General features: G+C 64.6%; 24 protein-coding genes. 19 read left to right on the top strand and 5 right to left on the bottom strand.

Annotation, left to right across the window (positions count from 1 at the left end):
- Nucleotides 1–64 precede the first annotated feature (64 nt).
- From aceB to NG898_RS12790, 3 genes are all read left to right on the top strand, one after another.
- Nucleotides 65–1,645 carry a malate synthase A gene (gene aceB, locus NG898_RS12800; RefSeq protein WP_092970618.1) on the top strand — a complete coding sequence of 527 codons (1,581 nt, stop codon included), beginning with the start codon at nt 65–67 and terminating at the stop codon, nt 1,643–1,645.
- A gap of 239 nt (nt 1,646–1,884) precedes the next feature.
- Nucleotides 1,885–2,355, top strand: coding sequence for an SRPBCC family protein (locus NG898_RS12795; RefSeq protein WP_232042998.1), 471 nt, complete (start codon nt 1,885–1,887; stop codon nt 2,353–2,355).
- A gap of 84 nt (nt 2,356–2,439) precedes the next feature.
- Nucleotides 2,440–3,897: a DHA2 family efflux MFS transporter permease subunit gene (locus NG898_RS12790; protein ID WP_252692634.1), complete on the top strand. Its 1,458-nt coding sequence runs from the start codon at nt 2,440–2,442 to the stop codon at nt 3,895–3,897.
- 44 nt (nt 3,898–3,941) lie between these two features.
- On the opposite strand, the gene NG898_RS12785 is transcribed toward NG898_RS12790, so the two are convergent.
- A complete protein-coding gene (locus NG898_RS12785; RefSeq protein WP_004626591.1) occupies nt 3,942–4,211 on the bottom strand; it encodes an acyl-CoA-binding protein in 270 nt (89 codons plus the stop codon).
- Nucleotides 4,212–4,384: 173 nt separating this feature from the next.
- Here NG898_RS12785 and tsaB point away from each other — a divergent pair, with 173 nt between their 5' ends.
- Genes tsaB through NG898_RS12770 form a run of 3 tightly spaced genes read left to right on the top strand, consistent with a single transcriptional unit; the run spans nt 4,385 to nt 6,434 of the window.
- Nucleotides 4,385–5,125 carry a tRNA (adenosine(37)-N6)-threonylcarbamoyltransferase complex dimerization subunit type 1 TsaB gene (gene tsaB / locus NG898_RS12780; protein ID WP_252692633.1) on the top strand — a complete coding sequence of 247 codons (741 nt, stop codon included), beginning with the start codon at nt 4,385–4,387 and terminating at the stop codon, nt 5,123–5,125.
- Nucleotides 5,122–5,649, top strand: coding sequence for a ribosomal protein S18-alanine N-acetyltransferase (gene rimI, locus NG898_RS12775; protein ID WP_252692632.1), 528 nt, complete (start codon nt 5,122–5,124; stop codon nt 5,647–5,649). The genes tsaB and rimI overlap by 4 nt, the downstream gene beginning before the upstream one ends.
- The gene (locus tag NG898_RS12770; RefSeq protein ID WP_252692631.1) at nt 5,646–6,434 is read left to right on the top strand and encodes a uracil-DNA glycosylase; all 789 of its coding nucleotides are present in this window, start codon (nt 5,646–5,648) and stop codon (nt 6,432–6,434) included. The genes rimI and NG898_RS12770 overlap by 4 nt, the downstream gene beginning before the upstream one ends.
- A 27-nt stretch (nt 6,435–6,461) precedes the next feature.
- Here the strand turns inward: NG898_RS12770 and lplT are convergent, their stop codons facing one another.
- Nucleotides 6,462–7,778: a lysophospholipid transporter LplT gene (gene lplT, locus NG898_RS12765; RefSeq protein ID WP_252692630.1), complete on the bottom strand. Its 1,317-nt coding sequence runs from the start codon at nt 7,776–7,778 to the stop codon at nt 6,462–6,464.
- 645 nt (nt 7,779–8,423) lie between these two features.
- On the opposite strand from lplT, the gene alr reads away from it, so the two are divergent.
- The 4 genes from alr (at nt 8,424) to NG898_RS12745 (ending at nt 12,110) form a co-directional block, all read left to right on the top strand.
- On the top strand, nt 8,424–9,548 hold the full coding sequence (gene alr, locus NG898_RS12760; protein WP_252692629.1) for an alanine racemase: 1,125 nt from the start codon (nt 8,424–8,426) through the stop codon (nt 9,546–9,548).
- Nucleotides 9,549–9,616: 68 nt separating this feature from the next.
- On the top strand, nt 9,617–10,987 hold the full coding sequence (gene radA, locus NG898_RS12755) for a DNA repair protein RadA (RefSeq protein WP_252692628.1): 1,371 nt from the start codon (nt 9,617–9,619) through the stop codon (nt 10,985–10,987).
- A 108-nt stretch (nt 10,988–11,095) separates the two neighbouring features.
- On the top strand, nt 11,096–11,575 hold the full coding sequence (locus NG898_RS12750) for a disulfide bond formation protein B (RefSeq protein WP_252692627.1): 480 nt from the start codon (nt 11,096–11,098) through the stop codon (nt 11,573–11,575).
- A 16-nt stretch (nt 11,576–11,591) separates the two neighbouring features.
- Complete coding sequence (locus NG898_RS12745) at nt 11,592–12,110, top strand: 2-thiouracil desulfurase family protein (RefSeq protein WP_252692626.1); 519 nt, start codon at nt 11,592–11,594, stop codon at nt 12,108–12,110.
- On the opposite strand, the gene NG898_RS12740 is transcribed toward NG898_RS12745, so the two are convergent.
- Both NG898_RS12740 and NG898_RS12735 read right to left on the bottom strand, forming a co-directional pair.
- Entirely contained in the window at nt 12,093–13,199 is a 1,107-nt protein-coding gene (locus NG898_RS12740) for a CaiB/BaiF CoA transferase family protein (protein ID WP_252692625.1), read from the bottom strand. The two genes, NG898_RS12745 and NG898_RS12740, sit on opposite strands and share 18 nt — an antisense overlap.
- A gap of 31 nt (nt 13,200–13,230) precedes the next feature.
- Complete coding sequence (locus tag NG898_RS12735; RefSeq protein ID WP_252692624.1) at nt 13,231–15,168, bottom strand: ATP-binding cassette domain-containing protein; 1,938 nt, start codon at nt 15,166–15,168, stop codon at nt 13,231–13,233.
- Nucleotides 15,169–15,408: 240 nt separating this feature from the next.
- Between NG898_RS12735 and NG898_RS12730 the strand changes: the two genes are divergently transcribed.
- The 9 genes from NG898_RS12730 to NG898_RS12690 all read left to right on the top strand — a co-directional run bounded on the left by NG898_RS12730 (nt 15,409) and on the right by NG898_RS12690 (nt 25,371).
- Nucleotides 15,409–16,398: a MurR/RpiR family transcriptional regulator gene (locus tag NG898_RS12730; protein ID WP_252692623.1), complete on the top strand. Its 990-nt coding sequence runs from the start codon at nt 15,409–15,411 to the stop codon at nt 16,396–16,398.
- Between the two features lie 17 nt (nt 16,399–16,415).
- Nucleotides 16,416–17,378: an isoaspartyl peptidase/L-asparaginase family protein gene (locus NG898_RS12725; protein WP_252692622.1), complete on the top strand. Its 963-nt coding sequence runs from the start codon at nt 16,416–16,418 to the stop codon at nt 17,376–17,378.
- Between the two features lie 81 nt (nt 17,379–17,459).
- Nucleotides 17,460–19,307, top strand: a complete 1,848-nt coding sequence (locus NG898_RS12720; protein WP_289813040.1) for a dipeptide ABC transporter ATP-binding protein — start codon at nt 17,460–17,462, stop codon at nt 19,305–19,307.
- A gap of 49 nt (nt 19,308–19,356) precedes the next feature.
- Nucleotides 19,357–20,919, top strand: a complete 1,563-nt coding sequence (gene gsiB, locus NG898_RS12715) for a glutathione ABC transporter substrate-binding protein GsiB (protein ID WP_252692620.1) — start codon at nt 19,357–19,359, stop codon at nt 20,917–20,919.
- 73 nt (nt 20,920–20,992) lie between these two features.
- Complete coding sequence (gene gsiC, locus NG898_RS12710; protein ID WP_092970588.1) at nt 20,993–21,916, top strand: glutathione ABC transporter permease GsiC; 924 nt, start codon at nt 20,993–20,995, stop codon at nt 21,914–21,916.
- A gap of 10 nt (nt 21,917–21,926) precedes the next feature.
- A complete protein-coding gene (gsiD, locus tag NG898_RS12705) occupies nt 21,927–22,826 on the top strand; it encodes a glutathione ABC transporter permease GsiD (RefSeq protein WP_252692619.1) in 900 nt (299 codons plus the stop codon).
- A 10-nt stretch (nt 22,827–22,836) separates the two neighbouring features.
- Nucleotides 22,837–23,862, top strand: coding sequence for a DmpA family aminopeptidase (locus NG898_RS12700; protein WP_252692618.1), 1,026 nt, complete (start codon nt 22,837–22,839; stop codon nt 23,860–23,862).
- 9 nt (nt 23,863–23,871) lie between these two features.
- Nucleotides 23,872–24,687: a M55 family metallopeptidase gene (locus NG898_RS12695; RefSeq protein WP_252692617.1), complete on the top strand. Its 816-nt coding sequence runs from the start codon at nt 23,872–23,874 to the stop codon at nt 24,685–24,687.
- A gap of 327 nt (nt 24,688–25,014) precedes the next feature.
- Complete coding sequence (locus NG898_RS12690) at nt 25,015–25,371, top strand: chitin-binding domain-containing protein (protein WP_252692616.1); 357 nt, start codon at nt 25,015–25,017, stop codon at nt 25,369–25,371.
- A 320-nt stretch (nt 25,372–25,691) separates the two neighbouring features.
- Here NG898_RS12690 and prmB read toward each other — a convergent pair whose 3' ends face one another.
- Nucleotides 25,692–26,594 carry a 50S ribosomal protein L3 N(5)-glutamine methyltransferase gene (gene prmB, locus NG898_RS12685; protein ID WP_027677489.1) on the bottom strand — a complete coding sequence of 301 codons (903 nt, stop codon included), beginning with the start codon at nt 26,592–26,594 and terminating at the stop codon, nt 25,692–25,694.
- Between the last annotated feature and the right edge of the window lie 13 nt (nt 26,595–26,607).

The raw sequence follows: 26,607 nt of genomic DNA, 5'->3' as shown, positions 1-26,607 counted from the left end.
TTCAATCGGCCCAGCCATAGGGCCGAACCCGTTCAACCCTCACATCATCCTCTGGAGAACAACCATGGCGCTCACGCTGCCCCAAGGCATGGAGATCAAGGCTGAGATTCTGCCGGCCTACGAAGACATTCTGACCCCCGAAGCGCTGGCGCTGGTTGCCAAGCTGCATCGTGCCTTCCAGCCGCGTCGCAAGGAGCTGCTGGCAGCCCGTGTCGAGCGCGCCAAACGCCTGGATGCCGGCGAGCGCCCGGATTTCCTGGCTGAAACGAAAGCTGTGCGTGAAGGCGACTGGAAGGTTGCTCCGATTCCGCCGGCACTGCACTGCCGCCGCGTGGAAATTACCGGCCCGGTCGATGCCAAGATGGTCATCAACGCGTTCAACTCGGGCGCGGACAGCTACATGACCGACTTCGAAGATTCGAATTCGCCGAGCTGGCACAACCAGATCCAGGGTCAGGTCAACCTGAAGGCCGCCATCCGCCGCACGCTCACGCTGGAGCAGAACGGCAAGACCTACAAGCTCAACGACAAGATCGCCACGCTGCAGGTGCGTCCGCGCGGCTGGCATCTGGACGAGAAGCACGTGCTGATCGACGGTGAGCGCGTTTCCGGCGGCATCTTCGACTTTGCGCTGTTCCTGTTCCACAACGCCAAGGAGCAAATCGCTCGTGGCGCGGGCCCGTTCTTCTACCTGCCGAAGATGGAAAGCCATCTGGAAGCGCGTCTGTGGAACGACATCTTCGTGATGGCGCAGAACGAGATCGGCCTGCCGCAAGGCACCATCAAGGCCACCGTGCTGATCGAGACCATCCTCGCTGCGTTCGAGATGGAAGAAATCCTGTACGAACTGCGCGAACACAGCGCCGGCCTGAACGCTGGCCGCTGGGACTACATCTTCTCGTGCATCAAGAAGTTCAAGGTCGACAAGAACTTCTGCTTGGCTGACCGCGCCAAGGTGACGATGACTTCGCCGTTCATGCGCGCCTACGCGCTGCTGCTGCTCAAGACCTGCCACAAGCGCGGTGCGCCCGCCATCGGCGGCATGAGCGCGCTGATCCCGATCAAGAACGATCCGGAGAAGAACGCCATCGCCATGGCCGGCATCATCGGCGACAAGAAGCGCGATGCGACCGACGGCTACGACGGCGGCTGGGTGGCTCACCCGGGCCTGGTCGAGCCGGCCATGAAGGAATTCGTGGCGGTGCTGGGCGACAAGCTGAACCAGTTCGAGAAGCAACGTCCGGACGTGGAAGTGAAGGCCGCCGACCTGCTGGACTTCCAGCCGGAAACGCCGATCACCGAAGCCGGCCTGCGCATGAACATCAACGTCGGCATCCACTACCTGGGTGCGTGGCTGGCAGGCAACGGTTGCGTGCCGATCCACAACCTGATGGAAGATGCCGCCACGGCCGAGATCTCGCGCTCGCAAGTGTGGCAGTGGATCCGCTCGCCCAAGGGCAAGCTGGAAGACGGCACCAAGGTCACGGCTGAGCTGGTGCGCGGGCTGATCCCGCAAGAATTGGCCAAGGTGAAGGAGACGGGCGCGGTGGGCCACTTTGACCGCGCTGCAGAAATCTTCGAACAGATGTCGACGTCGGAAGACTTTGCGGAATTCCTGACCCTGCCGCTGTACGAAGAAATCTAAAAAAATCGCTCACGAACCTACCGCGCGCCCCGATCTCGGCCCTGTGATGCTCGCCGTACCCGTGTACGGCTGCGCTTCTCGAGCCAACCTCGGGTCGCTCGCTACGGATCGTGAACGATTTTTAAGCGACGCTTGGATCGCAACGGAAACGCCGGCTGGGGCAACCCTCCGGCGTTTTTCATTTGGCGCAAGGCCGGCCAAGCCGCGCGATAATGTCACGAAATCTTGCGGAGGCCGCTTTGCGCTTTGAACACCTGGTGGAAGTCAACGATCCACTGAACCCCCTCATCGACACGCTGACCCTGAACCAGATCTGGCAAGGCCTGGTGCTGCGCGTGCGGGAGCAGACCGAATTTGTCGAAAGCCTGGACGAATGCATTATCACCGCTGAAGGTGACGGCTGGGTCGAGCGCGAACTCGTTTTCGGCAAGGCGCGCATCCAGGATCGCGTGACGCTCGAGCCGCACAAGCGCGTGACCTACACCACCGCAGCCACCGGCGAACATGCCGGCGGGTCGCTGACCATGACGATCGAGAGCAACGAGGCCAACGCCGCGTTCATCCGCTTCGTCTACGACACCACGTTGCCCAACGCCGACGAAACCGGCGACACGCGCTACGCCGAGATCGTCAAATCCGCCTACCGGGAATCCGACATCGACACCGTGCGCCGCATCCGGGAGATCGCCGCCACCGGCCGCCTCGGCTGACGTGTCCTACCGGGCCAGCGCTGGAGGAGGCGCCGGCCAGGTTTTCGCTCCACTGGTCGTCTCATACATCACTACAACGAGACCATGACGACATTCACGCCCACCCTGGAGGCCCTGCGCGCGCGTTACGGCGAGCGCTTCAAGTGGCTCGTGCTGTTCACGCTGATGGTCGGGGCGGTGTCGTCCGTCATCTCAGCCACCATCGTCAACGTGGCGATTCCCGATCTGAGCCGGCACTTCGTGCTCGGGCAGGAACGCGCCCAGTGGGTGTCGGCCAGCTTCATGGTGGCGATGACGTTGTCGATGCTGCTGACGCCCTGGCTGCTGCTGCGTTTCGGGCTGCGTCGTACGTTCATCGGCGCGTTGCTGCTGCTGGGCGTGGGCGGTCTGGCGGGCGGCTTATCGCCCAATTACGAAGTGATGATCGCCATGCGGGTCGTGGAGGGCATTGCGGCCGGCATCATGCAGCCGCTGCCCAACATCCTGATCCTGCGCGTGTTTCCCGAACGGGAGCAGGGCAAGGCGTTTGGCCTGTTCGGCTTTGGCGTCGTGCTGGCGCCGGCCGTGGGCCCGAGCGTGGGCGGTTTCCTGGTGGAGTTGTTCGGCTGGCGCTCGATCTTCTTCGTAGTGATGCCGTTTACGCTGATCGGCTGGGCGATGGCCCGGCGCTTCATGGCCGTCAACTCGTCGATGGCGGGCGAGCCCAAACCGCTTGATTGGCGCGGCCTGCTGCTCATCGGCGGCGCGACGGTCACGCTGCTCAACGGCCTAGTCGCGCTGCACAGCGACGCGACGCTCGGCATCGTGCTGATGCTCGTGTCGACCGTGTGTGTCGCGGGCTTCGTATTTTGGCAGCGGCGGGTGGAGTCGCCCTTGCTGAACCTGCGCCTCTTCAGCTACCGACAATTTGCGATGGGGGCGGTGGTGGCATTCATCTACGGGGCGGGGCTGTACGGTTCAACGTATCTGGTGCCGGTGTATATGCAGGTGGCGCTGGCCTATGCCCCGTCGCGCGCGGGGCTCGTGCTCTTGCCCGCAGGGCTCGTGTTAGCCGTGACGATCATGCTGGCGGGGCGGCTGACCAATCGCATCGAGCCGTTCCGGTTGGTGTCGTTCGGGCTGGCGGCGCTGGCGCTTTCGTTCTTCCTGATGGCAACCAACACGCGTGCGACCAGCTACCTGCTGTTGATTGCCATTGCCATCGTCGGACGGATCGGGCTCGGTTTCGTGCTGCCATCGCTGAGCCTGGGTGCCATGCGCGGTGTCGATTTCACGTTGATCGCGCAAGGCTCCAGCGCCGTCAATTTCCTGCGTCAATTGGGTGGGGCGATCGGTGTGTCGGCTACGGGCATTTTTCTGCAATGGCGGCTCGCTGCGCGCGGTATCGAAACCGTGCATGGCGCCGCGGTCGACCCCGAGGCTCGCATCTTGGCCTTCGACGAGACGTTCATCTTTCTAGGCACGCTGTGCGCGCTGGCCGTGCTGGCTGCGTGGCGCATGCGCCGCCGAGCGCTGCCGTCCGCCATTCCTGCAGCGCAATAAAAAACCGGGCGCGGGGCCCGGTTCTTCGTTTGGCGATTCGACGCTCAGGTCGTCGCGCCGCTCTTCAGTTCTTCGACGAGGTCGATGTACTTTTGCTTGGCTTCGTCCTGCGACGTGCCCTTCAGACCTTCCCACGCCTCAAATTTGTAGCGGCCGACGATGTCGGTAAAGCCCGGCTTGTCGCCATGCGCGTCACCTTCGGCGCCTTGCTTGTACAGCGCGTACAGGCGCAGCAGCGTCATGTTGGCGGGGCGTTCGGAGAGGCCCTTGACATCGATTTGGGCTTGGTCGAAACGGGCTTGCAGGTCGCTCATGATGATTCCCGGCTGAAAACAATGGTCTGGCGATGATAGCGCCGGGGTTGTACGGTCGGGCCGTTTGAATTCGAGGATGGCTTCGGTTTTCCGATCGATTTTTAGCGCGTTTTCCCCGTGGGTGGCCACGGGTTTGCGCCTTCGGGCACCACACCAGCCGGTACAATGCCGCCATGCCCTGGATTCTTGCTTTCGACACCTCCACCGAGTTCTGCTCCGTCGCCCTTGGTGATGGCACGCGCACGCTGTTCCGTCATGAACACACCGGTCCGCGCTCCAGTAGCCGCGTGCTGCCGGCGGCTTCCGAATTGCTGGCCGAGGTGGGTATCGCCCTGGCCGATTGCGCGGCGATTGCCTTTGGCGCCGGCCCTGGTTCGTTCACCGGCCTGCGCACAGCGTGCGGCGTGGCGCAGGGTTTGGCGTTTGGTGCGGACTTGCCCGTCGTGCCAGTCAATTCCCTCGTCGCTTGCGCGGAACAGACGCGCACAACATTGCCTACCGGCACAGCCGTGACCATCGCCCTCGACGCGCGCATGGACGAGTGCTACTGGGCCAGCTTCGTGCCGGTTGATGCGGCGCAGGATGCCTCGGGCTGGCACGCGCTTTCCGCCATTCAGGTGAGCGGGCCGCAGAGCGTTGCCGCGCCGCCGCAGCCGTACTGGCTGGCGGGCAATGCCGCAGCGGTGTTCGGCGATCAGTTGAGCATTGCTGCAGGCGCCGCTGCGGTGTTGCCGGAAGTCGCGCCGCACGCCCGCGAGATCATCGCCGTGGGTCTGCGCCTCCTGGCTGCCGGCCATACGGTGCGCCCCGAAGAGGCGGCGCCGCTCTATGTGCGTGACAAGGTTGCGCTCACCATTGAAGAGCGGCAGGCTGTGCAGCAAGCCAAGGCTGCTGCCGCAGGTGCACAGCCATGAGCCTGATCGAGAACGCGCTGGCCGGCGTCATCGCGCAAGCGCCGTTGCCGGCAGGCTGGCGCGCCGAGCGCATGACCGCACTCGATCTGGCGGGCGTCGCGGCGATCGAGCAGGCGGCGTTCACGTTTCCCTGGTCCCGCGGCAACTTTGAGGATTCGCTCAAGTCCGGCCACATCGGCATCGTCCTGCGTGACGGGGGCAACGAGGTCGCTGGCTACCTGATCCTCATGCCGGTGGTCGATGAGATGCACCTGCTCAATGTGACCGTTGCGCCGGCGTGGCAGCGGCAAGGGCTGGGCCATTGGCTGCTGCGTCTGGCCACGGCACTCACGTTGGTGCATGGTTTCAGCAGCCTGCTGCTGGAAGTGCGCCCGTCCAATACCGGTGCGATTGCGCTGTATCACCGTATCGGGTTTGCGGAGATCGGCCGGCGCAAGCGCTATTACCCGGCCGAAAACAACACGCGCGAAGACGCGCTCGTCATGCGCATGGTGTGTGAGGCAAGCGGGGTGGAGGCTGCATGAATCGTCGATCCCGAATGCTAGAAGCGCTGGGCGTTTCGACCGAATGGACATTGCGCGGCGCTGAGCCGGCTGCATTGGAGGCCGTCGAAGCCGCCGTCGCTGAGCCCCTTGCCGTGGAGGTTGAGGCTGCTTCGTTTGTGGCTGCGGAGCCCGCTGCAGCGCGAGTCGAGCCGCCCGCCATGGAAGTGCCGTCGGACTCGGCTGCCCCGCGCGCCCAGCGTATCGCCGCGTTCGATTGGGCGCAGCTCGAAGCCGCCGTTTCGAACTGCACGTCGTGCAAGCTGTGCGAGCGCCGCACGAACACCGTTTTCGGCGTCGGCGATCGCGAGGCGGAATGGATGCTGATCGGTGAGGCGCCGGGCGAGCAGGAAGACAAGCAGGGCGAGCCGTTCGTCGGCCAGGCCGGCAAGCTGCTCGACAGCATGCTGCGATCGATCGGCCTGTCGCGCGAGAAGGGCGTGTTCATTGCCAACGTGCTCAAGTGCCGCCCGCCTGGCAATCGCGATCCGGAGCCGGACGAAGCCGCGATGTGCGATCCGTATCTCAAGCGTCAGATTGCGCTGGTCAAGCCGCGCATCATCGTTGTGCTGGGGCGCATTGCCGCGCAGAACCTGCTGCAGACGCCTGTGGGCAAGCTGCGCGGCAAGGTGCATGAGGTGGAGGGCGTGCCCGTGGTGGTGACTTATCACCCAGCCTACCTGCTGCGCACGCTGACCGATAAGGCGCGTGCATGGGAAGACCTCTGCCTGGCGCGCAACATCTACACAGAGCGCGGCGGCCAGTAAGCCCCGTTCGGCGGGGCGGGCACTGCGTCAGTGGTGCTTGTCTTCGCCGATGAGCGCGGCGGTGTGGAAGAGCTTTTCGTTGACGCGATGCCGGCGCATCACCAGCGCCATCGTCAGGCAGACGAAGATGCCGAACGATACGATCACCACGCCCACCGACACGTTCAGCTTGATGAGCAGCGCGTACAGGCACAGCATCAGCAGCACCGAGACATTCTCGTTGAAGTTCTGCACCGCAATCGAGTGTCCGGCTGAGAGCAGAACGTGCCCGCGGTGTTGCAGCAGCGCGTTCATCGGCACCACGAAAAAGCCCGACATGGCGCCCACGATCATCAGGAACAGGTAGGCGATCATCATGTACAGCGGCAGCTTCATGTGGCCGATGTGGAACGTGATTTCCGGGATCGTGTGCTTGGTGTAGAACGCCATCAGCATGACGACCGCGCCCATTGCAACGCCCACCGGCAGCACGTCGAGCGAGCGGCGCAGCGGGATTTTGACCGCCGCAGCCATGGCGCCGGCGGCCACCCCCACGGCCACGACAGCCTGCAGAATGGCACCTTGCGAGAGGTTCAGTTCCAGCGATTGCTCGGCCCACTTCAGCACGATGAATTGCAGCGTGGCGCCGGCACCCCAGAACAGCGTCGTCACCGCCAGGGATATCTGCCCCAGCTTGTCGTGCCATAGGGCGTTGAAGCAGTCGGCAAACTCGGAAATGAGACGTACCGGATTCTTTTCCTGCTGCGGATAGCGTGCGCCGGTATCGGGAATGCGCGTGTTGAACAGCGCGGCGATCAGGTAGATCACCATGATCACCAGCATGGCCGCTTCGGCCGGCGTGTCGATGCGCTCGAGCCCGGGGATGTCGAACGACAGCAGCCAGGCCGAGACATGGTTGGAGATCAGCGCTCCACCCAGCACGGTGCCCAGGATGATTGAGCCGACGGTCAGGCCTTCGATCCACCCATTGGCGGCGACGAGCTTTTCAGGGGGGAGGAGTTCGGTAAGGATGCCGTACTTGGCCGGCGAATACGCCGCCGCACCGAAGCCGACCACGCCATAGGCAAGCAACGGGTGCAGACCGGTAAGCATCACGCCACAACCGACCAGCTTGATGGCATTGGTGATCAGCATCACCTTGCCCTTGGGCCGGGAATCGGCGAACGCGCCCACGAAGGCGGCAAGTAGAACGTAAGAGAGTACGAAGAACAACTTGAGCAGCGGGGTCATCCACTGCGGCGCATGCATCTCTGTCAGAAGGGCGATGGCGGCAATAAGCAGCGCATTGTCGGCGAGCGACGAAAAAAACTGCGCCGCCATGATGGTGTAAAAGCCCTTCTTCATACCTTCGAATTCGTCCCCGTAGACCGCGGTGCCATGTTCGTCTTCACGTCTTGCCGGCAGCGTGCCGGCACACGGAAGCGCCCCCCGGAGGTGCCGGCCGAGCGATGCGTCGGCTGACCGGCCGCGCAGCGCACAGGTGCGCGGCCGCGGCCTTGAAGCCAGCGCCCGTGCGGGCTCCCCGGATTGTGGTTCCCTTGGACGGGGCCCGTCCTGTGCTGCAAGAGATGCATCGCCGGGCAACCGCGGGAATCTTCACTGACAGGCGTTCGGGCCATGCGTTCCGCCCGCAGCTTGTTTTGGTCTCGCCTGTTTGCATGGTCAAACCAGATGTGACGTCGCCGCGCAAAAAGAAGTGGCTGGTGCCCAACTTTCTCCATGCCGGCAGCGGATCGCGACGGTTTTCCCATGCCTAAATTGAACGGCTTTATATCACGAAACTTGTGCGCTTCCGGTGACGGCGGCGCACTTTCTTTTTTGGCACGCTCATGACGGGCGCGAACCAGTTGGCGTCCTGTGGTCAAATAGAACGCTCACCGCGTGAGGCAGGGCGCACGGCCCGCTCACAGCCTATTTGCCTGTTGCATTGCAGCACCGACGCCGCGCCACGAGCGCGCCATCGCATTCACGTTTTGCAGGTTTGCCGTCATGCCAAGACCCATCCAGGCCGTCATCCACGGTCCAGCACTTGCCAATAATCTCCAGGTTGCCCGCCGCCATGCGCCCAATTCGCGCGTGTGGGCTGTCGTCAAAGCCAACGCTTACGGCCACGGCATCGAACGCGTGTATGAAGGCTTGCGCCAGACCGATGGTTTCGGTCTGCTCGACCTGGACGAGGCCGTCCGCCTGCGCCAACTTGGATGGCAGGGGCCGGTTCTCTTGCTCGAAGGTTTTTTCAAGCCGGAAGATCTGGCCATTGTCGAGCAGTACCGCCTGACCACAACCGTTCACTGCGAAGAGCAACTGCGCATGCTGGAACTGGCGCGCCTGAAAGGCCCCATCAGCGTGCAGCTCAAGATCAATACGGGGATGAGTCGTCTCGGCTTCGCGCCCGCCGCTTACCGCGCCGCATGGGAGCGCGCCCGGGCCATTTCGGGCGTCGGCACGATCGTCCACATGACGCATTTTTCCGATGCCGACGGCCCGCGCGGCATTGAGCATCAGCTCACCGCGTTTGAACAGGCCACGCAAGGTTTGCCGGGCGAGGCGTCGCTTTCCAACTCGGCGGCCACGCTGTGGCATCCGAAGGCGCATCGCGACTGGGTGCGCCCGGGCGTGATCATGTACGGCGCGTCGCCGACGGGCGTGGCGGCGGACATTGATGGCACCGGCCTGATGCCCGCCATGTCGCTCAAGAGCGAGCTGATCGCCATTCAGGATCTGCAGCCGGGCGCGACGATTGGTTACGGCTCTCGCTTTACCGTGGAGCATCCGATGCGCATCGGCATCGTCGCGTGCGGTTATGCCGACGGCTACCCGCGCCATGCGCCGGGCTGGGACGGCAACCATACGCCGGTGCTGGTCAATGGCGTGCGCACGCACATCGTGGGCCGTGTGTCGATGGACATGATTACCGTTGACCTGGCCGGCGTGCCCGAGGCGCGTGTCGGCTCGCCCGTCACGCTGTGGGGCGAAGGCTTGCCGATCGACGACGTTGCACAGGCCTCCGGCACGGTCGGTTATGAGCTGATGTGCGCACTGGCGCCCCGCGTGCCGGTGTCGGTCGAGCCGGTCAGCACGGCAGACGCCAGCGACCTGGGCAAGGCCGCTTGAGCGCGGCACCGTCAATACAAAGATCAAGCGGCCGCCGCCCATGCGCGGCGCCGTAAGCAGGGGGTTGTTTGGCCAAGAGCAAGACGGTCTATACGTGCACCGAATGTGGCGGCACGGCACCGAAGTGGGCGGGGCAGTGCCCGAATTGCCAGCAGTGGAACACGCTGGTGGAAACCGTCGCGCAGCCGACGTCCGGCGCCGGCGCGCGCTTCCAGTCGCTGGCATCGAGCGCGACGGTGCGCAAACTGTCGGACATCGACGCGGTGGACGTGCCGCGCTTCTCCAGCGGCATCGACGAATTTGACCGCGTATTGGGCGGTGGCCTGGTCAGCGGCGGTGTGGTGCTGATCGGCGGTGATCCCGGGATCGGCAAATCGACGCTGTTGCTGCAGGCGTTGTCCAACCTGTCGGCCGATCGGCGGGTGCTGTATGTGAGCGGCGAAGAATCGGGCTCGCAGATCGCGCTTCGTGCGCGGCGCCTGGGGGTCGAGAGCCCGAACCTGGCGTTGCTGGCCGAGATCCAGCTTGAGCGCATCCAGGCGACCATCGAGGTGGAAAAGCCCGAGGTGGTCGTCATCGATTCGATTCAGACGTTGTATTCCGAGGCGCTGACCTCGGCGCCCGGCTCAGTGGCCCAGGTGCGCGAATGCGCGGCGCAACTGACGCGCATTGCCAAGCGACTGGATGTAACCACCATTCTTGTCGGCCATGTGACCAAGGAAGGCGCGCTGGCGGGCCCGCGCGTGCTCGAACACATTGTCGATACGGTGCTGTATTTCGAGGGCGATACGCATTCCGCCTACCGCCTGGTGCGCGCGTTCAAGAACCGCTTTGGCGCCGTCAACGAGCTGGGCGTGTTTGCGATGACGGAGCGTGGTCTGCGTGGCGTGGCCAATCCGTCGGCGCTGTTCCTCTCGCAGCACGAGCAGGTGGTGCCGGGTTCATGCGTGCTCGTAACGCAGGAAGGTACGCGGCCGCTGCTGGTGGAAATCCAGGCGCTGGTGGACACGGCCAACGTGCCGAATCCGCGCCGTCTTGCGGTGGGCCTGGAGCAGAACCGCCTGGCGATGTTGCTGGCGGTGCTGCACCGCCACGCCGGCATTGCGTGCTTTGACCAGGACGTGTTCCTGAACGCGGTGGGCGGCGTGAAAATTACCGAGCCCGCGGCGGACTTGGCGGTGCTGCTGGCGATCCACTCGTCGATGCGCAACAAGGCGCTGCCGCGTGGGCTGGTGGTGTTTGGCGAGATCGGTCTTGCAGGAGAAATCCGCCCCACGCCACGCGGCCAGGAGCGCCTGAAGGAGGCCGCCAAGCTGGGTTTCTCGATTGCCGTGATCCCAAAATCCAACGCCCCGAAGCAGGCGATCGACGGGCTGGAGGTCATTGCCGTCGAGCGCATTGAGCAGGCCATCGACCGCGTGCGGGCACTGGAAGCTTGATCGTTCAAAATTTCGCAACGGTATCGCTCGTGCCATTTGAAAATGCGCGCGCCGTTGCGGTGCGATAATCCGCCAACTTTTCTCTACTCCCTCTGAACTAACGCCGCCATGCAAGCCAACTCGCGCGCCTTTTTCCTGCTGATTGCCGTGATCTCCTTCGGGCTGGTCGGCTATGCGCTGTACCTGCAGCACGTTGAGGGCCTGCAGCCGTGCCCGCTGTGCATCCTCCAGCGGTTTGCGTTCCTGGGCATTGGCGTGTTCTCGCTGCTGGCGGCGCTTTCGTCGGCCACGCGGCTGTTGTGGCATGGCCTGGGGATGCTGTCGGGGCTGGCCGGCCTGTGTGTGGCGGGGTACCACGTATCGCTGCTGCTGAACCCGAAGGCAACGTGCGGGATCGACCCGATTGAGAACTGGGTCAACGCGCTGCCGACTGCCAAATGGTTGCCGCAAGTGTTCGAAGCCGATGGCCTGTGCGTCGGGCCGATGCCGCCCGTGCTGGGCCTGTCGGTGCCGGTGTGGTCGCTGATCTGGCTGCTGATTCTTTCGCTGACGCTGGTGGTGGGGATGATCCGCCGCGAGCGCCGCTAAGCCGGAGCCGCAGATCATGCAACGCGTGCTGGTGAGTGCCTGCTTGCTAGGCCAACCGGTGCGCTATGACGGCGGTACGGTCGTCACTGAAGGCGGCATCCTGGCGCGCTGGCAGATGGAAGGGCGCATTGTGCCAATGTGCCCCGAGATGGCTGGCGGTTTGCCGGTGCCGCGTCTGCCCGCGGAAATTCACGGTGAAGGCGGCGGCGCGGCGGTGCTGCGCGGCGCAGCCCGTGTCGTCGAACACCACGGCCACGATGTCACCCAAGCGTTTCTGCAAGGCGCGCAACGCGCACTGGAAGCGGCGCAGGCGGCCGGCGTGCAAGTCGCCGTGCTTACCGAGCGCAGTCCGTCCTGCGGTTCTGCGTTTCTCTACGACGGGACGTTTTCCAGCCAGCTGCAGCAAGGCGAGGGCGTGACGGCGGCGCTGCTGCGCCAACACGGCATCCGCGTGTTCAGCCAGCACCAGCTGGAAGAAGCCGGGCGGCTGCTCGATGCGCTGGATCGTGCCGACTCGTCAGTCGGCAAACCTTAGCGGCAGGGCGAGCTGCACAGGCTCGCCGTTCTCCTTCACGACGCTGTTGCGCTCGACAAAGAGCGGATGTTGTAGCGCTTCTTCCATGCGCAGCACGGGCGTGACACAGCAATCGGCATCGGCAAAACGCGCGGTCCATTCGGCTTGCGTGGCGGTCAGGAAGAGCGCAGCCAGTTCGTCGCGAATGGCCCGTGCCTCATCGCCGCCGACGCGTTGGCCAAGCGCCCAGTGCCGGTCTTTCCATTCGGGCTTGCCGATGACGTCGCACATCACCTGCCAGAACTTCAATTCGAGTGCACCGACGGCCATGAAGCGATCGTCCGCCGTGCGATAGACGCCGTAGCACGGCACGCCGCCATTGAGGAGGTCGCTGCCTGCAGGGCTGGCCTTGCCGCGCGTGCCGACCGCAAAGAACGCCATCAGGTTGTGCGCGAATACCGAGTCCGTCATCGAGACATCGACGTAGCGGCCGTGGCCCGTGGCGCGCGCGTCGACCAGCGCGGCAAGGATGCCGACCACCGCTGTGAGCGCGCCGCCCAGCAGGTCGCCGATCTGCACGTTGGGGACGATGGGCGTGCCGTCTGCGCTGGCGAGCTGATCGAGCATGCCCGCATAGCCAACGTAGTTGATGTCGTGCCCGGCGGCTTGCGCGAGCGGTCCGTCCTGGCCGTAGCCGCTGATGGAACACATGACGAGCGCGGGGTTGGCCGCACGCAGGGTGTCCCAGCCGACACCGAGGCGCGCCATGACGCCGGGGCGGAAGCTCTCGATCAGCACATCGGCGTGGCGTACGAGTTCGATGAGGGCTTCGCGGTCTTCGGCGCGTTTCAGGTCGAGCCGCATTTCGGTCTTGCCGCGATTGAGCGTGCGGAAGAACAGGCTCGGGCGCTCGGCCGCGCGGTCAGCGGAGGTGCGCATCATGTCGCGCGCGTAGTCGCCGGGGCCGGGGTCTTCGATCTTGATGACTTCTGCGCCGAGGTCGGCCAGGTGGCGCGTGGCAGCGGGGCCGGGCAGCAGGCGCGTGAGGTCGAGCACGCGCACGCCGGTCAGTGGTTGATGCGTGGCGGTGTCCGGCGACGGCGATGTCATCAACAGGTCTCCTTGGCCGGGCACGCCAGCCTCAATTGATTTGTTCGAGTTGTTCGTGCAGCTCGAGCCAGCGCTCTTCGAGTTCGTCGAGTTCGGCGTTCAACTCCGCTTGGCGGCGCAGGCTTTCCATCATGCGTGTTTTGTTGGCGTCTTCATACGCAGCCCCGTCGGCGAGGAAGGCTTCGATGTCCGCCTTTTCCTTTTGCAGCGGCGCCATGCGTTTTTCGATGGCGTCGACGTTCTTTTGCAGCGGCTTGCGTAGCGTATTCAGGCGCTGACGTTCGGCGGCTTCTTCGCGCTTCTGGTCGCGGCGGTTGGTGGTCGGCGCGCCATCCGTATCGGCCGGAGCAGCCTGTGCGCTGGCGGCAGCACGCTTGGCGGCGGCTTGCTTGAGCAGCCAATCGCGGTAGTCGTCCAGATCGCCGTCGAACGGGGCGACGGTGCCCTGGCCAACGAGCAAAAACTGGTCGGTCGTGGCACGCAGCAAGTGGCGGTCGTGTGAGACGAGGATCAGCGTGCCGTCGAACTGGGCCAGCGCCATCGTCAGCGCTTCACGCGTGTCGAGATCCAGGTGGTTGGTCGGCTCGTCAAGCAGCAGCAGGTTGGGGCGCTGCCAGACGATCAGAGCGAGCGCCAGGCGCGCCTTCTCGCCGCCCGAGAACGGCTCGATGGGCGAGGTCGCCATGTCGCCGCGGAAGTTGAAGCTGCCGAGAAAGTCGCGCAGCTCCTGCTCACGAACGTCCGGCGCCAGACGCGCCAAGTGCAGCAGCGGCGAGGCGTGATCGTCCAGCGTTTCCAGTTGATGCTGAGCGAAGTAGCCGATCTGCAGGCCCTTGCCACGCCGGATCGTGCCGGACAGCGGCGCCAGCGTTTCCGCCAGTGTTTTCACCAGCGTCGACTTGCCCTGGCCGTTGGCTCCCAGCAGGCCGATGCGCTGGCCGGTCTGGATCGAAAACGTCAGGTGTTTGAGGATGGTGATGGGCTCATCAACGCTCGGGCCGGGATACCCGCAATCGACGCCTTCAAACGTGAGCATCGGGTTGGGCGCCGCATCGGGCTCGCGGAATTCGAATGAGAAGCCCGCCGCCGCATGCACGGGCGCCAGGCGCTCCATGCGCTCCAGCGCCTTGACGCGGCTCTGCGCCTGCTTGGCCTTGCTGGCCTTGGCCTTGAAGCGCGTGATGAACGATTCGAGATGCGCAATCTGTTTTTGCTGCCGCGCGTACGACGCTTCCTGCAGCGCCATCTGCTGCAGGCGTTGCGTCTCGAATTGCGTGTAGTTGCCGCCGTAGCGTTTGAGCTTCTGGTTCTCGATATGCAGCGTGACGTTGCACACGCCGTCGAGGAATTCGCGGTCGTGGGAAATCATCACCAGCGTGCCGGCGTAGCGCGACAGCCAGTCTTCCAGCCAGACCACCGCATCCAAATCCAGGTGGTTGGTCGGCTCATCGAGCAGCAGCAGGTCGGACGGGCACATCAGCGCCTGCGCCAGATTCAGGCGCATGCGCCAGCCACCGGAGAAGCTCGCCACCGGCTGCGACGTCTGCGCCATCGTGAAACCGAGACCGAGCAGCAGCGCCTGCGCGCGTGCCGGGGCGGTGTAGCCGTCGGCATCAGCAAAGGCGGTGTGGGCTTCGGCCTGCGCATGGCCGTCGTGCGCGGCTTCGGCTGCTGCGAGGCGGCGTTCGATGTCGCGCAGGCGGGTGTCGCCGTCGAGCGTGTAGTCGAGCGCGCTGCGGTCGACGGCAGGCGTTTCCTGCGCCACGTGGGCGACCTGCCAGGTGGGCGGGATGGCGACTTCCCCGCCGTCGGCATGCAACTCGCCGCGCAGCATGGAAAACAGCGTGGATTTGCCGCTGCCGTTCACGCCGACAAGGCCGACCCGTTCACCGGGGTTGAGTGTGGCGGTGGCGTGGTCGAACAGCACCTTGGTGCCACGCTGGAGGACGAGGTCGTCGAATCGGATCACGAAAAACTGCGCTTGAAGGCAAATCGGAGAAGGGTGCGATTGTAGCGTGCTGCGTCGCACGATCCTGGCGCAACGCCGGCGTTTGGACTGGTGCATTGCACCGTGACGAAGCCAGGCTCGCCCCCGATCCGTGCGCGGGCCTTCGACCTAGGGAAAACCATAGGTCCCTGTGAAAGTTTTTTTCTTTACACGGCCGATTCGTGAAAATACATTTACACAAAATTTTCACAGCCCAGGAACATGGCGAAATCCACCAGCAAGCGTACGGATGTGTCGAAAGGCGCATTTGCCGCCGATGCGACAGTCTCCGAGCGCATCGGAGCGGCCCTGGCCACGCTCACGCCCGCGCACCAGCGCATGGCGGAATACGTGCTGGCGAACCCGTTCCGCGCGGCGACCATGCGCATCGACGAGTTTGCTGCCGCGGTGGACATGTCGATTGCCACGGCCAACCGCTTCGCGCTCGCGCTGGGCTTTGACGGCTATCCGCAGTTCCGCGCGGGGCTGCTGCGCGGCTTCGAGGCGACGCTCGCGCCGGTGGAAAAGCTGCGCCACGAGCTGGCACGCCCCGCCACCAGCGCGGAGATCTTTGCCGCGTCGCTCAACGAAGACATCGCCAATCTTGACGCCACGCGCCGCATGCTCGACGCCGCGGCGTGTGAGCGCGCGGTCGACGCCATCCTGGGCGCGCAACGCATCTACGTGATGGGCTTTGGCGCCAGCGGCTATCTGGCGGGTCTGTTGCGCCATGGGCTCGATCTGTACTGCGACACGGTGATCTCCGTTTCGCAGCCGGGCGGCGCTTCGGATGCAGCGCGCCAACTGCGCAAGATCGGGCCGAAGGATCTATTGATCGCCATCGCTTTCCCCCGCTATGCGGCTGACACCATCACGCTGGCCAAGCAGGCCGGCAAGCAAGGCTGCCAACTGCTGGCTCTGACCGACAGCCCCACATCGCCGCTCGCGCCGCTGGCCGACATTGCGTTGTATGCGCGGCCAGAGCGGCAGTTCTCGGCCACGTCTGACACCGCTGCCGTGGCGCTGTTCGAAGCGCTGTGCGGCGCAGTGGCGCATCGCTCGGCGCATTCGCTGGAATCGGCCGAACGCCTGACTGAATTCGTGCTGCCGTGGCTGCATACCGCCCCGGCGCCGCGCGCCAATGACGCAACGAGCGCTTCCGGCACATCGACGACCACCCGACGCGGCCGCAAACGCACCGCTGAAAACTGATTTACATCGAGCCCCGCATGACTACGCCCATCCTCGCCATTCACGGCGGCGCCGGCACCATCACCCGCACGGCCATGAGTGCCGACAAGGAAGCCGCTTACCAGCAGGCGCTTAACGACATCCTGGCCGCAGGGCAACGCATCCTCGTGGATGGCGGTAGCGCCCTGGATGCCGTGACCGAAGCCGTGCGCCTGCTCGAAGAGTGCCCGCTGTTCAACGCCGGCAAGGGCGCGGTGCTGACCAGCGCCGGCACGTACGAACTCGATGCGTCGATCATGGATGGCGCCACGCTGGCTGCCGGCGCAGTCACCTGTGTCAAGCGCCTGCGCAACCCGATTCTCGCGGCCCGCGCGGTGATGGAGCGCAGCGAACACGTGCTGTTCACCTCCGAAGGCGCCGAGGCTTTCGCGCAAGCGCAGGGCCTGGAGTTTGTCGAGCCGGATTACTACTACACCGAAGCGCGCTACGCCCAATGGCAGCGCGCCCGCCAGCAAGACGGCATGGCGCTGCTCGATCACGATGCCGCGTCGCTCATGGCCAAAGAGGCTGCACCCATCGACCCAGACAACAAGTTCGGCACCGTGGGCGCCGTGGCATGCGACGCGCAAGGGCGCTTGGCGGCCGCCACCTCCACGGGCGGCGTCACCAACAAGAAGGTTGGCCGCGTGGGCGACACGCCCATCGTTGGCGCGGGTTGCTTTGCGAACAACGTTGCAGCGGTGTCGTGCACTGGGACGGGCGAAATGTTCATCCGCGCCGTGGCGGCCTACGACGTTGCCGCGCAGATGGAATACGCCGGCAAGTCACTAGCCGATGCAACCGACGACGTGGTCATGCGCAAGCTGATGGCCATCAACGGCCGCGGCGGGCTGATTGCCGTGGACGCGCAGGGCAACGTTGCTTTGCCGTTCAACACCGAAGGGATGTACCGCGGGTTCGCACGCGGCGCGCAGGCGCCTGTTGTGTCGATCTATCGGTAAGAAGCCGAAGCCGCCAGGCAGGACAGCAGGAGATTTTTCGTGACAGCAACCAAACAGCCGAGTGCCAACAGCGTCGTTGCGATGCCCGATCAGCGCATCGTGCAGGTGCAAGACCTGAGCGTGCGCTTTGCCACGTCTGAGCGCGTGGTCGACGCGGTGCGCAACTTGTCGTTCCACGTCGATCGGGGCGAGACGCTGGCCGTGGTGGGCGAATCGGGTTCGGGCAAGTCGGTGACGTCGCTGGCGCTGATGCGGCTGGTGGAGCACGGCGGCGGCAAGATCATCGGCGGGCAGATGCATTTGCGCCGCCGCAACGGCGAAGTGCTGGACTTGGCCAGCGCCAGCTCCGCCGCCATGCGCGGCGTGCGTGGCGCCGACATCGCGATGATCTTCCAGGAGCCGATGACCTCGCTCAACCCGGTGTTTACCGTGGGCGAGCAGATTGCCGAATCGATCCGCCTGCATCAGGGCAAGTCCGCCAGCGAAGCCAAGGCCGAGGCGCTGCGCATGCTGGAGCTGGTGCGCATTCCGGAAGCGCGCAATGTGCTGGGCCGCTATCCACACCAACTGTCGGGCGGTATGCGCCAGCGCGTGATGATTGCGATGGCGCTTTCATGCAAACCGTCGCTGCTGATTGCGGATGAGCCGACCACTGCGCTGGACGTGACCATCCAGGCGGAAATCCTGCAACTGATCCGCGCGCTGCAGCAGGAACTGCACATGGCGGTGGTGTTCATCACGCATGACATGGGCGTGGTGGCGGAAGTGGCCGACCGCGTGCTCGTGATGTACAAGGGCGACCGCGTGGAAGAGGGCCCATCGGCCACCGTGTTTGCGCAGCCTGCGCATCCGTATACGCGTGCGCTGCTGTCGGCCGTGCCGCGTTTGGGCTCGATGCAAGGCACCGATGGCCCCGCGCGTTTTCCGCTGTTGCGGGTGGACGGCACGTCCGCCGCGGTGGATACGACGCCGCAACCGGCGGCGTCGCACGATGTGCAACCCATTTTGCGTGTGCGTGATCTCGTCACGCGCTTTGACGTGCCCACGGGCATCTTCGGCCGCGTCACGCGCCGGGTGCATGCGGTGGAGCAGGTCAGTTTTGATCTCTACCCTGGTGAGACGCTGGCGCTGGTCGGCGAATCGGGCTGCGGCAAGTCGACGACGGGACGGTCGCTCTTGCGTCTGGTGGAGTGCCAGAGCGGCAGCATCGAATTTGCCGGCCAGAACATCGGCGAGTTGAAGGGGCCTGCGCTCCAGACGCTGCGCCGAAACATCCAGTTCATCTTCCAGGACCCATTCGCCTCGCTGGACCCGCGGGTGCCGGTCGGCTACTCCATCATGGAGCCGCTGCTGGTGCACAAGGTCGCTTCCGGCAAAGAGGCGCAGCAACGCGTGGAATGGCTGCTCGACAAGGTGGGCCTGCAGGCCGCGCATGCGTCGCGCTATCCGCACGAGTTCTCGGGCGGCCAGCGCCAGCGCATCTGCATTGCGCGCGCGCTGGCGTTGAACCCGAAGGTGGTGATTGCCGATGAGTCGGTGTCGGCGCTGGACGTGTCGATCCAGGCGCAGATCGTCAACCTGATGCTCGACCTGCAGAAGGAGTTTGGCGTTGCGTTCCTGTTCATCTCGCATGACATGGCGGTGGTGGAGCGCATCAGCCATCGCGTGGCAGTGATGTACCTCGGCCAGATCGTCGAGATCGGCCCGCGCCGCGCGATCTTCGAAAATCCGCAGCACCCGTACACGAAGAAGCTGATGTCGGCCGTGCCGATTGCGGACCCGGCACGCCGTCACCTGAAGCGTGAACTTTCCACGCACGAAATCCCCAGTCCGATCCGTGCCGTTGGCGACCTGCCGGTGGTGCAGCCGTTGGTGCAAGTGGCGCCAGACCACTTTGTTGCCCGCCATTCGATTGGCGGCGCGTATTAATCGCAATACAGAACGCAGTGAGACGTCATCTTTGATGAGGAGGAAGGAAATGTTCAATCGCTTTGCCCACCGAGTCGCATTCGGCCCGCGCGCAGCCATGGTTGCCAGCGGCCTGGCCCTGGCGGCATTCACCATGCCGGCCTTTGCCGCCAAGGACGCCGTGATGGCGGTCTACTCGACCTTCACCACGATGGACCCGTACGACGCCAACGACACGCTGTCGTTCAGCGCTGCCAAGTCGTTCTATCAAGGCCTGTTCGGCTTCGACAAGGACATGAAGCTGGTCAACGTGCTGTGCGACAGTTACGACGTCAGCAAGGACGGCCTGGTCTACACGTTCAAGCTGCACAAGGGCGTGAAATTCCACGACGGCACCACGTTTGACGCCACCGCCGTCAAGGCCAACCTGGACCGTGTGACGGACCCGGCCAACAAGCTCAAGCGTTTCGTGCTGTTCAACCGCGTGGCGAAGACCGACGTGGTCGACCCGTACACCGCGCGCGTGACGCTCAAGGAGCCGTTCTCGCCGTTCATCAACGTGCTGGCGCACCCGTCGGCGGCCATGATTTCGCCCACCGCGCTCAAGAAGTACGGAAAGGACATCGCTTTCCACCCGGTCGGCACCGGCCCGTTTGAATTTGTCGAGTGGAAGCAGACCGATTACCTGAAGGGCAAGAAATTCGACGGCTACTGGAAGCACGGCCTGCCGAAGATCGACACCATCACCTGGAAGCCGGTGGTCGACAACAACACGCGCGCCACCATCATGCAGACGGGCGAGGCCGACTTCGCGTTCACGATTCCGTTCGAGCAGGCTGCGGTGCTCAAGAGCAGCCCGAAGGTTGACCTGATTGCCGCGCCGTCGATCATCCAGCGCTATGTCAGCTTCAACACCAAGGTGAAGCCGTTCGACAACCCCAAGGTGCGTCAGGCCATCAACTACGCCATCAATAAGGATGCGCTGACCAAGGTGGCGTTTGCGGGTTACGCCGTGCCGGCCGAAGGTGTGGTGCCGCCGGGCGTGGATTACTCCGTCAAGCTGGGCCCGTGGCCGTACAACCCGGCGAAGGCCAAAGAGTTGCTGAAGGAAGCCGGCTATCCGGACGGCTTCGAGACGCAACTGTGGTCGGCCTATAACCACACGACCGCGCAAAAGATCATCCAGTTCGTGCAGCAGCAACTGGCCCAGGTCGGCATCAAGACTTCGGTGCTGGCGCTGGAAGCCGGCCAGCGCGTCGAGCGCGTGGAAAGCGTGCCCAAGCCGGAAGACGCCGGCGTGCGCATGTACTACGCAGGCTGGTCGTCGTCGACGGGTGAGTCGGATTGGGCGCTGCGTCCGTTGCTGGCATCCGAAGCCATGCCGCCCAAGTCGTTCAACACCGCGTACTACAAGAACGAGCAGGTGGATGCCGACATCGCCGGCGCGCTGCGCACGACCGATCGCGCTGAGAAGTCGAAGCTCTACACCGATGCTCAGAAGCGCATCTGGGAAGACGCACCGTGGGCCTTCCTGGTGACGGAAAAGATCGTCTACGCGCGCTCGAAGCGTCTGTCGGGTGCCTACGTGGCACCGGACGGTTCGTTCAGCTTCGACGACATCGACATCAAGTAATAAGTCTCATTGCCGTACCGGCCCGCGCACCTGTTGCGCGGGTCATTGAATTGCCGCCTGCGGTGGATTTGCCATGCTGAACTACTTCATTAAACGTGTGCTGGGCGTGATCCCGACACTGCTGATCGTGGCAGTGCTGGTGTTCCTGTTCGTGCACCTGTTGCCGGGCGACCCGGCGCGACTGGCTGCCGGCCCCGAAGCGGACCCGGCCACCGTCGAGCTGGTCCGCGCTGATCTCGGGCTTGATAAGCCGATGCACGAGCAGTTCGTGCGCTTCTTCGCCAACGCGCTGCGCGGCGAGTTCGGCAACTCGATCCGCACCAAGCGACCGGTGAGCGAAGAGATTGGCGAGCGCTTCTGGCCCACGCTCAACCTGACGATTGCCAGCATGGTGTGGGCGGTGATCTTCGGCATGGTGATCGGCATCACGTCTGCCGTATGGCGCAACAAGTGGCCGGACCGTCTGGGCATGACGCTCGCCGTGTCCGGCATCTCGTTCCCCGCATTCGCGCTGGGCATGCTGTTCATGGAAGTTTTCTCGGTGCAGCTCGGGTGGCTTCCGTCCATCGGTGCGGACACCTGGAAGCATTACGTCCTGCCGTCGCTCACGCTGGGCGCTGCGGTGGCCGCCGTGATGGCGCGCTTCACGCGTGCTTCGTTTGTGGAAGTGCTGCAGGAGGATTTCGTGCGCACCGCCCGTGCCAAGGGCGTGCGCGAGACGGTGGTGGTCATCAAGCATTGCCTGCGCAACGCGATGATCCCGGTCGTGACGATGATGGGCCTGCAGTTCGGCTTTCTGCTGGGCGGCTCGATCGTCGTGGAAAAGGTGTTCAACTGGCCGGGCCTCGGTCGCCTGCTGGTGGATGCGGTGGAGATGCGCGACTACCCGGTCATCCAGGCCGAGGTGCTGCTGTTCTCACTGGAGTTCATCCTGATCAACCTGGTGGTGGACATGCTGTACACCGTCATCAACCCCACCATTCGCTACAAGAAGTAAGGAGACCGCCATGACCCAAGCCGCAAGCCCGGCGGTCGCGCCGCAAGCCGTTGCCGAACCCGTCCGCACCCCGTGGACGGAGTTCTGGCGCAAGTTCCGCAAGCAGCATCTGGCGATGGGCGCCGGTGTGTTCGTGATCGCGCTGGTGGTGACCGCCATCCTCGCGCCGCACATCGTGCCGTTCGACCCGGAAAACTATTTCGATTACGACGCGCTCAATGCGGGGCCGTCGGCGCAGCATTGGTTTGGCGTCGACTCGCTGGGCCGCGACATCTTCAGCCGCATCCTGATGGGCGCGCGCATCTCGCTGGAAGCGGGCTTCGTGTCGGTCATCATCGGCGCCATCGTGGGCACCATGCTCGGCCTGCTGGCCGGCTACTACGAAGGCTGGTGGGACCGCATCGTCATGCGCATCTCCGACGTGCTGTTTGCCTTCCCTGGCATTCTGCTGGCCATCGGCATCGTGGCCATCCTGGGCAACGGCATGATCAACGTGATCTTTGCCGTGGCGGTGTTCAGCATTCCGGCATTTGCGCGACTGGTGCGTGGCAATACGCTCATGCTCAAACACCTGACGTATGTGGAAGCCGCACGCAGCATCGGCGCGTCCGACTGGACGATCATCATGCGGCACATCTTGCCGGGCACGATTTCGTCCATCGTCGTGTATTTCTCGATGCGGATCGGCACCTCGATCATCACCGCGGCCAGCCTCTCGTTCCTGGGCCTGGGCGCACAGCCGCCCACGCCGGAGTGGGGCGCGATGCTCAACGAGGCGCGCGCCGACATGGTGACCGCGCCGCATGTGGCGATCTTCCCAAGCTTGGCCATCTTCCTGACCGTGCTGGCGTTCAACCTGCTGGGCGACGGCCTGCGCGACGCGCTGGACCCGAAGATCGACCGCCGCTGAGTTGGTTCGCATGTCTTTGAGCCTTCCGCACATCGGCGCTCTGCCGGCCGGCACACGCAACAGCATCACCGACGTGGCTGGCGTCGCCGTCGGCCACGCCACCATTGCCGGCGGCGACATCCAGACCGGCGTGACCGTGGTACGCCCGCACGCCGGCGACCCGTTCCTCGACAAGGTGCCGGCCGCCAGCGTCGTACTTAACGGCTTCGGCAAGAGCATCGGCCTGGTGCAGGTGGACGAACTGGGCGTGCTGGAGACGCCGATTGCGCTGACCAACACGTTCGCCGTGGGCGCCGTGGCGCAAGCGCAGATCCGCCAGTCGGTTGCCGCCAACCCGCAGATCGGCCGCGCGTGGTCGACCGTCAATCCACTTGTCTTCGAATGCAATGACGGCTACCTGAACGACCTTCAAGCGTTTGCCGTGCAGGACGTGCACTACGACGCGGCCTGCGCTGCGGCGGCTCCAACGTTCGAGCAGGGCGCGGTGGGGGCAGGGCGCGGGATGTCGTCGTTCGGTGTGAAGGGCGGCATCGGCTCTGCGTCGCGCGTGGTGACGCTTGCTGACGGCACGCAACGCACAGTGGGCGCGCTGGTGCTGTCCAACTTTGGCGTGACAGAGAACCTCACGCTCGCCGGACGCCCCGTTGGAGCGGAACTGGCGAAGGCGCTGGCCGCTGGCGCGCCCGAGCCCGAGAAGGGCTCGATCATCATGCTGCTCGCCACCGACGCGCCGCTCGACGCGCGCCAGTTGCGCCGCCTCGCCTTGCGCGCGGGCGCGGGCTTGGCGCGTACCGGCTCCGTCTTCGGCCATGGCAGCGGCGACATCGCGCTCGCGTTCTCCACCGCCTACACCGTGCCGCACGAAGGCACACGCGCCATGCCAGCCGTCGCCATGACACACGAATCGCACCTCGACCCGCTGTTCCAGGCCGCCGCCGACAGCGTCGAACAAGCCATCGTGCATGCGCTGTTCCACGCAACAGCCGTCACCGGCCGCGACGGCAACACGCGCCGCGCACTGACCGAATTGCTCTGACCTGACCTCATGCGAATCCTGATCTCCGCCGACATCGAAGGCGTCGCCAACGTGTTCCACCCCGAGCAGACGCGCGCCGGCAACGGCGAATACGAACGCGCCCGCCGCTGGATGACCGCCGAAGCCGATGCCGCTGTCCGCGGTGCCTTCGATGGTGGTGCCACGGACGTACTCGTCAACGATTCGCACGGAGGTTTCCGCAACCTCATCCCCGATTCCATCGACCGCCGCGCACGCTTCGTCCTCGGCAAACCGCGCTACCTCAGCATGATGGCCGGCGTTGACGGCTGCGACGCCGTCTGCATGATCGGCTACCACGCACGTGCGGGCAGCCGCGGCGTGCTGGCGCACACCATCAACAGTTTTGCGTTTGCACGCGTCTGGTTCAGCGAACAGGAGCTAGGCGAAGCCGGCCTCTACGGCGCGCTGGCCGGCGAGCGCGGCGTGCCGGTGGCCGTTGCCAGCGGCGATGACGTGTTCATCAAGGAAACCAAGCCGCTGCTGCCGCATACCACGTTCGTCGAAACCAAGCAGGCCGAAGGGCAGAACGCCGGCACATCGCTCTCGCCCGAGCAGTCGTGCGAGGCCATCTACGCAGCGGTGAAAGCCACGGTGCGGCGAGGCCATTTCAGCATGCCGCTGCGCCTCCAGGCACCGATCGTCTGCCGCCTGCAAACGCAAACGCCCGCATTGGCCGACCTGTTCTGCCAATGGCCCGCCCTGGAGCGCGTCGACGGCACGATGCTCCGCTTCGCCGCTGACTCCGTAGAACATGCCGTGCGCATGCTCAACAGCCTCTCCGCCATGTCGGCGATGCTGCGATAAGGGCCAGCTCGCCACATCACAGCGCCAGCGCACGCGCGCCGATGGTTTGGCCGTTGATGTTCATGCCCTAGATGGCGCCTTGAATTTCTGTAAGCGGGCGGAAAAAAGACGGGGAACTGTCTGAGCGCAGCGAGTTTTCCCCGTCTCCGCCCGGTTACAGAAATTCAAGGAGTGGGTCGCCATCTCGGGCGCGCCTTTCTTTGCCTACCTTTCTTTGGCAAGACAAAGAAAGTAGGTCGGCCCCGGCAGGGGACGAACAGGGATGGACCAAAAACGCACATCACAGCGTAAACTTCAGGACGTCAAACCCCCCGAAGGAGCCCCCCCATGACCCGCGCACTCACACTCGGCATGCTGCTGTGTGCGCTAGCACTAACGGCTTGCGACCGTCGCCCATCCCCGAACCCGCCCACGCCGCAGACGTCGAAGGCCGAAAAGGCTGCCGCCGCGCTTGCCAAGGCCGCCGCAGAATTCAAATGCCCGGCGCCATCGAGCCGCTTCATGGTCGACGACGGCACCAATCGCGGTCCGAAGCAACCCGTGCGCACCAATTGCACAACCGCCTACGCCACCTGCGACGCCCAGTTGCAAGCGGTGTTCGACCACTGCCCGAGCGGCCAGGTATTCGATAAGCGCTTTTCGATCTGCGTCGTGAAAGACGCCTGTGATGAGGTGAAGTCCTGAGGCTGTGACGGCTGTTTCGGCTATGGCGGCCGTTGCGGCCACGCCTGAGCGTTGCACTCGGCGCGTCGGGTTCCGAACGTCAAATGCGGGATTCAAAACCCGGCGCATGAGGTTCTGAACGGCAATCGCCGAGTCCAGAACCTGATATGTGGCGTTCGGAACTCGGAGACTCGGCGTTCCGAACGCCACACACCGAGTTCTGAACTCCAATTGTGGCGTTTGGAACCAGAAACACGGCGTTCACAACCCGGGCCATGGCGTTCCGAACGCCAACCTGCTGAGTTCCGAACCCCATGCGTGCGGTTCGGAACCCCATTCGCTTAAAGCGCCTCGCGCGTCACCAGGAACACCTGGTCTTCGCCGGCGCTGGTCGGCAGCCAGACCAGGTCGAGATCGGGGAACGCCGCCTCAACGTTTTCACGCTCGTTGCCGATTTCCACCACCAGCACGCCGTGCGGCTTCAGGTGGCGCGGTGCATCGGCCAGGATGCGGCGCACGATGTCCATGCCGTCGTTGCCGCCGGCCAGCGCCATATGCGGCTCGGCACGGTACTCGGGCGGCAGCGCCTGCATCGACGCTTCGTTCACGTACGGCGGATTCGTCAAGATCACGTCGTAATGCACGCCCGGCGGCAGCGGCGCATACAGGTCGCCTTCGTGCAGGCGGATGCGGTCTTGCAGGCGGTATTCGTCGACATTGCGATTGGCCACCACCAGTGCGTCCGGTGACAGGTCCACGGCATCGATGGTCGCATTGGGCCATTGCAGCGCCGCCAGGATCGACAGGCAGCCCGAGCCGGTGCACAGCTCCAGCACATCGGTTGGGCCATCCTCCTGGTCAATCCACGGCTCGAGCCCGTCTTCCAGCAATTCGCCGATGAAGCTGCGCGGCACGATCACGCGCTCGTCCACGTAGAAGCGCATGCCGTGCATGAACGCCTCGTGCGTGATGTACGCAGCGGGCACGCGGTCGACGGCGCGGCGCTCGATCACCTTCAGCACGGCCGCCACTTCTTCGGGCAGCAGGCGCGCGTCCATGAACGGCTCTAGCGTGTCGATCGGCAGGTGCAGCGTGTGCAGGATCAGGTAGGCTGCTTCGTCGTAGGCGTTTTCGCTGCCGTGGCCGAAAACAAGGCCGGCGGCGGTGAAGCGCGACACGGCGTAGCGGAGCAGGTCGCGAACCGTCGTGAACGGATGGGAGGCGGGCAGGGTAGGCGTGGTCATGGGTGGCGTGAAA

This window comes from Ralstonia mojiangensis, assembly GCF_023955645.1.
Lineage (GTDB): Bacteria > Pseudomonadota > Gammaproteobacteria > Burkholderiales > Burkholderiaceae > Ralstonia > Ralstonia mojiangensis.
The sequence above is the reverse complement of the archived record's forward strand: the minus strand, read 5'-3'. Positions and strand labels throughout refer to the sequence as shown.